The 7,381-nt window shown below is 72.5% G+C and carries 5 protein-coding genes and 1 pseudogene; 3 read left to right on the top strand and 3 right to left on the bottom strand.

The features are described from left to right. Positions 1 to 1,416: pseudogene (locus VFW79_RS06560) on the bottom strand (hypothetical protein); the annotation flags it as partial. A gap of 254 nt (positions 1,417 to 1,670) precedes the next feature. Next, a complete protein-coding gene (locus VFW79_RS06555) occupies positions 1,671 to 2,603 on the bottom strand; it encodes a phosphoribosylaminoimidazolesuccinocarboxamide synthase (protein WP_329676517.1) in 933 nt (310 codons plus the stop codon). A gap of 105 nt (positions 2,604 to 2,708) precedes the next feature. On the opposite strand from VFW79_RS06555, the gene hemG reads away from it, so the two are divergent. Both hemG and VFW79_RS06545 read left to right on the top strand, forming a co-directional pair. After that, the gene (gene hemG, locus VFW79_RS06550) at positions 2,709 to 4,163 is read left to right on the top strand and encodes a protoporphyrinogen oxidase (protein ID WP_329676516.1); all 1,455 of its coding nucleotides are present in this window, start codon (positions 2,709 to 2,711) and stop codon (positions 4,161 to 4,163) included. After that, the gene (locus VFW79_RS06545; RefSeq protein ID WP_329676515.1) at positions 4,160 to 5,353 is read left to right on the top strand and encodes a TIGR04053 family radical SAM/SPASM domain-containing protein; all 1,194 of its coding nucleotides are present in this window, start codon (positions 4,160 to 4,162) and stop codon (positions 5,351 to 5,353) included. Before hemG ends, VFW79_RS06545 begins: the two co-directional genes overlap by 4 nt. A 61-nt stretch (positions 5,354 to 5,414) precedes the next feature. Here the strand turns inward: VFW79_RS06545 and VFW79_RS06540 are convergent, their stop codons facing one another. Further along, positions 5,415 to 5,846 carry a VOC family protein gene (locus VFW79_RS06540; protein WP_329676514.1) on the bottom strand — a complete coding sequence of 144 codons (432 nt, stop codon included), beginning with the start codon at positions 5,844 to 5,846 and terminating at the stop codon, positions 5,415 to 5,417. Between the two features lie 89 nt (positions 5,847 to 5,935). Here VFW79_RS06540 and VFW79_RS06535 point away from each other — a divergent pair, with 89 nt between their 5' ends. Next, entirely contained in the window at positions 5,936 to 7,237 is a 1,302-nt protein-coding gene (locus VFW79_RS06535) for an acyltransferase (protein ID WP_329676513.1), read from the top strand. Positions 7,238 to 7,381: the final 144 nt, after the last annotated feature.

The following is a 7,381-nucleotide window of genomic DNA, read 5'->3' as shown; positions in this document are numbered from 1 at the left end:
GATCACCTTCACCACGTTCCCGATCTCCTGGCTCGACGTCCCCAGCTTCAGCACCGTCTCATTCGTCGCCGCCGCCACCCCCGTCGCCTGATTCGCGACCTTCGCCGCCTCATTCGCGTTCTGCGCGATCTCCCGGATCGAAGCACCCATCTGCTCCGCCCCCGCCGCCACCGTCTGCACATTGCGCGACACCTGCTCCGCCGCAGCCGCCACCACCCCCGCCTGCACACTCGTCTCCGCCGAGCCCGCCGACACCTGCGCATTGGCCGCCGACAGCTCCTCGGCAGCAGCGCTCACCGTCTGGGCAGTCTCCGCGACACCGGCCATCGTCGACCGCAGCTGGCTGCGGGCCGTTGCGACTGCCAACCCGATGTCGCCCATCTCGTTGCGCCCGATCGGCACGGCACGGTCCGTCAGGTCGCCTCCAGCGATGGCCTGGATACTGCCCAGCGCAAGGCTGACATCCGTGCGGGAGCTCATGACCACCGCGCCGGCCCAGGCGAGCGCGACCAGCAAGCTGACCACCGTGATTCCGAGTGTGATCAGCTGGCGCTCGGACAAGCCGGCGATCCGCGCCTCGAGCAGCCGGTCCAGCGTGGGCGTCGCCGACGTCGCAGCCTGGCCCGCTGCCCTGCCCGCTGCTCCCGGATCCGCCGCGGCCGGATGGGCGAGGGACGCCGTCAAAGTCGAGGACAGCGCACTCACGGTGGATGCAGAGGCGGACAGGCTCCGGGTGTCCGCGACCAGGTGACCGTCTGCGGTGTGCGATGTCGCGATCGCAAGGTCGGACTCCACGGCGGCCGCGGCACTCGCCAGCTGCCCGGCAAGCACGGCCTGCGTGGCCACCTGCTGGTCAGGGGTGCCGCTCGGGGGCACCGCGGCCTGCGCGGCCATCAGCAGAGCCTTCGGCACCTGCACCACGAGTGCGTCCATCACGTAGAACGAGTCCAGGTCCGGGTCGAGCATCAAGTTGGAGTTGTTGGCCGCCGCATCGATGAGATCGACCAGCGAGGAGGCCAGCTGCGCCCTGCCACCAGGAGTCGTCGCCCCGGCAGTAGCCCCGTCGACTGCGGCCATCTCCTTCTCCAGAGCGAGACCGGGCCTGGCCGCGACCGCCGAGCGGACTGCGGCCACGTCGGGGGCGTCACCGGCGACCGTCGCCGTCAGCGCCGCAAGGGCAGGTGTCAGGACGGTCACGCCGTCCCGCTCGGCCGCCGAGAACGCCGCCTGGCTGCTCATGACCCCGACGAACGACCACATCGCCACGACCGTGGGAACGAGCAGCACGGCGACCAGCAGGCCCAGGCGCGCGGTCAGCCGGAGGCGAGACAGCGCCCTGGACGCACCCATCCCCCAGGCACCCGGTCCCCGCCGGCGCTCCACCACCGGTCCGCCTCGTGACAGGTTCTCGACCATGACGAGCTCCTTCGTCGAACAGCCGCCAGGACACGGAGCCCCTTCGGTCCGTCTCTGCCTCTCAGATCGGTACGGAGGCGGAGAACGTGAGACCTTCGTGTCCACGGATCGATCGATCGTCGACGGGTCGACGATCCACCAGGCGGTCGCTCCGCGGCGCTGCGGGCGGCACCCGGGTGGCCACCGTGGTGGCTGATGCCGCGGCCGGGTCCGAACGGTTGGGGTCAGGACCGTCGGCCCGGCGGCCCACCGCGTCAGGCGAGCGGGTGACCGGTCAACCGCTCGAACGCCTCGAGGTAGCGCGACCGGGTCCGCTCGACCACGTCGTCGGGCAACGGCGGCGGCGGGGTGTCGCCCGCGCGGTCCCAACCGGACGCGGCCGACGTCAGCCAGTCGCGCACGTACTGCTTGTCGAAGCTCGGCTGGGCGCGGCCCGGTGTCCAGTCGTCGGCGGGCCAGAACCGCGACGAGTCGGGGGTCAGCACCTCGTCGCCCAGCACGGTCGCGCCCGTGGCGGGGTCGACCCCGAACTCGAGCTTGGTGTCCGCGAGGATCACGCCCCGCTCGCGCGCGATCCGCTCGGCACGCGCGTAGACGGCGAGCGTCAGGTCACGCAGCCGCGCGGCGTCGTCCACGCCGATCTGCCCGGCGACGACGTCGAAGCTGACGTTCTCGTCGTGGTCGCCGAGGGCCGCCTTGGTCGCGGGCGTGAAGATCGGCTCGGGCAGCCGCGACCCGTCGAGGAGCCCCGCGGGCAGCGGGATGCCCGTGACCTCGCCCTTCGCGAGGTACTCGACGAGCCCGGAGCCGGTCAGGTAGCCGCGTGCGACGCACTCGACCGGGAACATCTCGAGCCGGCGGCAGACCATCGCGCGGCCCGCGACAGCCGCCGGGACTGCGTCGTCGGCGTCGGGGACGACGTGGTTCGGGACGAGGTCCGCGAGCTGGTCGAACCACCACCGGCTGAGCTGCGTGAGCACGACGCCCTTGTCGGGGATCAGCGTCGGGAGCACGTGGTCGTACGCGCTGATCCGGTCACTCGCGACGACCAGCAGGACGTCGCCGAACCTCGCCAGCACCGTCGCACCCACGTGGTGGGCGGGATCCGGGACGTAGAGGTCCCGGACCTTGCCGGAGTAGGTGGGGGTCCAACCGGGCAGCTCGATCGACGCGGTCACGAGGCCCATCTTGCCGCACCCGCGACGCCGCCCGCCGCCCGGCGCCTGCGACGGCGCGGCCGCATGGGACCTAAGGCCCAGGACCCGCGTGGGCGCTGGTTTACGTTCGCCCAGATGTCCGTCCCCGGAGAAGAGTCCCCCGTCACCACCCCGCAGCGCGTCGTCGTCGTGGGTGGCGGTGTGAGCGGGCTGGCCGCCGCGTACCACCTCGGCTGCGCCGGCCGACCGGACCTCGAGGTCGTCCTCGTCGAGCGCGACGACCGGCTCGGCGGCAAGGTGCGGACGCAGGCGATCGGCGGGCACCTCGTCGACACCGGCCCCGACGCGCTGATGGTCCGCGCGCCGGCCATGCGCGCGCTGCTCGAGGACCTCGACCTCGCCGGCGCGACGGTCGCGCCCGGTGCGGGTGGGTCGTTCGTGTGGTCCCGCGGCCGGCTGCGGACCCTTCCGCCGAGCACCATGTTCGGCATCCCGCAGCGCCTGCTGCCCCTGCTGCTGTCGGGCCTGCTCTCGCCCCTCGGCATCGCCCGGGCGGGCCTCGACCTGGTGCTGCCGCGCCGGGCTGTGCCCGACGACGAGGACCTCTCGATCGGCGCTCTCGTGCGTCCCCGGTTCGGCACGCAGGTCTTCGACCGACTCATCGACCCGCTGCTCGGCGGCATCCACGCCGGCCGTGCCGACCTGCTCAGTGCGCGTAGCACCGTGCCCGAGGTCGACGCGCTGGCCCGCCGGAGCCGCAGCATCTACCTCGCCCTGCGACGCCAGCCGCGGCGGGCAGCACCCCAGGGCCCCGCGCTCGTGTCCCTCGAGGGCGGCCTGACCCGGCTCGTCGAGTCCCTGACCGACGCGATCACGGCGATGGACGGGTGCGAGGTCCGGCTCGGCGCCGGGGTCGAGTCCCTGCGGCGCGACGGTGACCGCTACGTCCTGACCCTCTCCGACGGGAGCGAGCTCGCCGCCGACGCGGTCGTCCTGACGACACCTGCCTTCGTCACCGCTCCCCTGCTGGCCGACCTCGCGCCGGACGCCGCCGAGGCCGCCGCCGAGGTGCCCTACGTCGACGCCGCGTCCATCACGCTCCTGTACCCGCGCGAGGCGCTGACCCGCGAGCTCGACGGCACCGGGTTCCTCGTCCCGGCCGACGAGGACCTGCTGCTCGTCGGCTGCAGCTGGCTCGCCGCCAAGTGGCCGCACCTCGCCGATCCGTCGACCGTCCTGCTGCGCGCGATGGTGGGCCGGTACGGCGACCGACGCTTCATGGACATGGACGACGACGAGCTCGTCGCACGCGTCCACGCCGACCTTGTCCGGACCATGGGGATGAGCACCGCCCCGATCCAGGCCCAGGTCCAACGCTGGCCACGGGCCATGCCGCAGTACACCGTCGGACACCAGGGCCGGCTGGACCGCATCTCGCGCGCACTCGGCGCGATCCCTGGCGTGCACGTCATCGGCGCCGCCAGCACAGGCGTCGGCGTGGCCACGTGCGTGGGCCAGGCACGACGCACCGCCGACACGGTGCTGACGGGGCTCGCGAGCCCCAGCACCCCCACGAGAGGATCCGCATGACCATCCCCACGCCCGACCGACCGCACGGCCACGGACACGGCAACGGCCACCCCGGCGTGCCCGTGTCGAAGGTGGACTTCGCCCAGCGCCCCATGCTCGTCTTCTGGGAGACCACGCGGGCGTGCGGCGTCGCGTGCCGGCACTGCCGGGCGTCCGCCCTGACGAAGCCGCTCCCGGGCGAGCTCGACGTCGCCGAGGGACGCGACCTCATCGACCAGGTCGCCGGGTTCGGGCGCCCGTACCCGATCCTCGTCCTCACGGGTGGCGACTGCCTGCTCCGCCCCGACCTGTTCGAGCTCGTCGAGCACGCGAAGAACCTCGGGATCCCCGTGGCGCTCTCCCCCTCGGTGACCCCCGCGCTGACCCCGGAGATGATCGAGCGCATCGCGACCAGCGGCGTCCGCGCGGTCTCCATCAGCCTCGACGGCGCGACCGCACCGACCCACGAGGGCGTCCGCGCGATCGAGCACCACTTCGACGACACCGTCGCGGCCATCCGGGCGCTCGTCGCCGCGGGGCTCGACGTCCAGATCAACACCACGGTCATGCGCGAGAACCTCGACGAGCTGGCCGACATCGCCGCGCTCGTGCAGAGCACCGGGGCCCACGTCTGGGAGGTCTTCTTCCTCGTCCACGTCGGCCGCGGGGTCGCGACGAACGCGATCACCCCCGCTGAGCACGAGGACGTGTGCCACTTCCTGTTCGACGCGTCCGCGTACGAGTTCATCGTCCGGACGGTCGAGGCGCCGTTCTTCCGCCGCGTGGTCGCCGCACGGCGCGCGGGCGGTGAGGCCCCCACGTCCGAGACGTACCGCGAGCTCACCGCACGCCTGAGCGACCAGCTCGGCGCGCCGACCCGCAAGCCGAGCGCGCACACGGCCGCGACGCGGGACGGCAAGGGCATCCTCTTCGTCGCGTACGACGGCGAGGTCTACCCGGCCGGGTTCCTGCCGCTCGGGCTCGGGAACCTGCGCGAGCGTCCCCTGAGCGAGATCTACCGCGACAACGACGTCCTCCGCGAGATCCGCGGAACCGCGTTCGAGGGACGGTGCGGGCGGTGCGAGTACGCCGACCTGTGCGGCGGGTCCCGGGCGCGGGCCTTCGCGGTCGACGGCAACCCGCTCGGGGAGGACCCGGCGTGCGTCTACGAGCCGGTCGGGGACCTCGCGGGGGCAGCGGTCCCGAACTGACGGCTCGGGTGGAGCGGAGGTGCCGCGGGATGTGCGACGGCTCGTTCACGTTCGCGACCACTCAGTCGAGACAGAACTCGTTGCCCTCGATGTCCTGCATGACGAGGCACGACTCGTCCTCGCCATCCGCAGGCAGTAGTCGCACCCGTACCGCGCCGAGCGGGACCAGTCGTGCGCATTCGGCCTCAAGCGCGGTCAGGCGCTCTTCACCCACGAGCCCGGTGCCGACCCGCACGTCAAGATGGAGCCGATTCTTGACGACCTTGCCTTCGGGAACGCGCTGGAAGAACAGTCGCGGGCCCACACCTGAGGGATCGACGCAGGCGAACGCCGAACCCTGATGGTCAGGCGGCAGCGCGCGATCGAAATCGTCCCACGTAGCAAAGCCCTCTGGCGGCGGCGGTACGACGTACCCCAGCACCTCGCACCAGAATCGAGCGACGCGCTCAGGTTCAGCGCAGTCGAAGGTGACTTGGATCTGCTTGACCGACATCGCTTCACCATAGTCGCGCCCCCGGCGGGCTTCCCCAGCTGGTGAGACGATGCGAGAGTCTCCAGGATCCGCAGGCGCGGGAGGACGCGATGGGCAGCTCCTCGCCACTCGCGACCGGCCTGGACGCCGGCCTCGGCGCGCGCGACCGTGTGCTCGACGCGGTCAAGGCCTTCGCCCTGGTCGTCGTCGTGGTGGGACACAGCCTCGAGTGGGACACCAGCACCGGGAGCCCGGCCGCCGTCCTCGACCAGCGCCCAGGCCTGGTCTGGGTCACGTGGGTCGCCCAGGTCCTGCCGCTCTTCTTCGCGGCCGGGGCCGTCGCGAACGCGCTCTCGTGGCATCGCGACCCCGACGTCGCCGCGTACCTGCGGCGCCGTCTGGTGCGGCTGGCGACCCCGGGCCTGGTCTACACGGCCGTGTGGACCGTGCTGCTGCTTCCCGTGGCGCTCCTGGTACCGCTGGCCGGGTTCGCCGGACGCTTCCTCGCCGAGCTCGTGTGGTTCCTCGCCGTGTACGCGGCCGCGACGGCGGCGGTCCCTTGGACGACCCGCTGGACCCGGCGACCGTGGCTCTCGGTCGGCCTGTGGCTCGGCGCCATCATCGCGGTGGACCTGCTGCGGTGGAACGTCTGGGCGCCGCTGGGCTGGCTCAACCTCGTCCTCGTCTGGGCGTTCGTGCACCAGGTCGGGTACCACCTCCCCGCGCTGCGGGAGGCTCGGCGTGCGTGGCTCGTCTCCGGCGGCGTGGTCGCTGTCGCGGCCGCCGTCGGGCTCGGGGTGCTCGGTCCGTACTCGTCGTCGATGGTGTCCTTCGGAGGCGATCCGGAACCGTCGAACCTGGCACCCCCGACGCTCGTCGTCGCGCTGTACGGCCTCGGCCAGATCCTGCTGCTCGCGGCACTCTGGCCGTGGCTGGTGCGCCGGCTCGCCGCGGACCGGACGTACCGGGCAGTCGGTGCGCTCGGGTCCCGGGCGATCGGCATCTACCTCTGGCACATCCCCTTCGTCGCCCTGGTCGCCGGGGCGGCCTGGGGCCTCGGCTTCACCGCCCGACCACTCGGCCTCCCGTGGTGGCTTGCGCACGCGCTCGGGCTCGTCGTCATCCTTCCGGCGGCATGGGCTGTCGCCGGTCCGGCAGCCGCTCTCGACCGGAGGGCGCGGACCTGGGCGGCGCAGCGGCGACCCTGGACGCACGCCGTGGTGCCGTTCGCGGTCGTGATCCCCGTCGTGCTCTGCAGCATCTCAGTCACGGGGTTCGGGACCTGGTGGGGCCCCGGGATGCTCGACATGCCGTCCTCGAGCGTACTCAACCTCGCCGCCCTCGCCCTCGCGTGGTTCGCACTGGCGGCCCGTGGACAGTCGGGTCGGCCGGGGTCGCCCGGCCGGGCGTGATGATGCCGTGCGTACGGGATGCAGGTCACGTCACCTGAGCTTGCGCTTGAGGATCTTCCCGGTCGCAGTCGTCGGCAGCGACTCGACGATCTCGACCATCCGGGGGTACTTGTACGAGGCCATCTGCTCCTTGCCCCAGGCGAT

The organism is Cellulomonas sp. (genome assembly GCF_036279715.1).
Taxonomy (GTDB): domain Bacteria; phylum Actinomycetota; class Actinomycetes; order Actinomycetales; family Cellulomonadaceae; genus Cellulomonas_A.
The sequence above is the reverse complement of the archived record's forward strand: the minus strand, read 5'-3'. Positions and strand labels throughout refer to the sequence as shown.

Bases quoted from the DNA above. Each gene is read 5' to 3' on its own strand.
- VFW79_RS06540 (WP_329676514.1), bottom strand. From the start codon at position 5,846: ATGTCGGTCAAGCAGATCCAAGTCACCTTCGACTGCGCTGAACCTGAG.
- VFW79_RS06535 (WP_329676513.1), top strand. From the start codon at position 5,936: ATGGGCAGCTCCTCGCCACTCGCGACCGGCCTGGACGCCGGCCTCGGC.
- VFW79_RS06545 (WP_329676515.1), top strand. From the start codon at position 4,160: ATGACCATCCCCACGCCCGACCGACCGCACGGCCACGGACACGGCAAC.
- VFW79_RS06555 (WP_329676517.1), bottom strand. From the start codon at position 2,603: ATGGGCCTCGTGACCGCGTCGATCGAGCTGCCCGGTTGGACCCCCACC.
- hemG (WP_329676516.1), top strand. From the start codon at position 2,709: ATGTCCGTCCCCGGAGAAGAGTCCCCCGTCACCACCCCGCAGCGCGTC.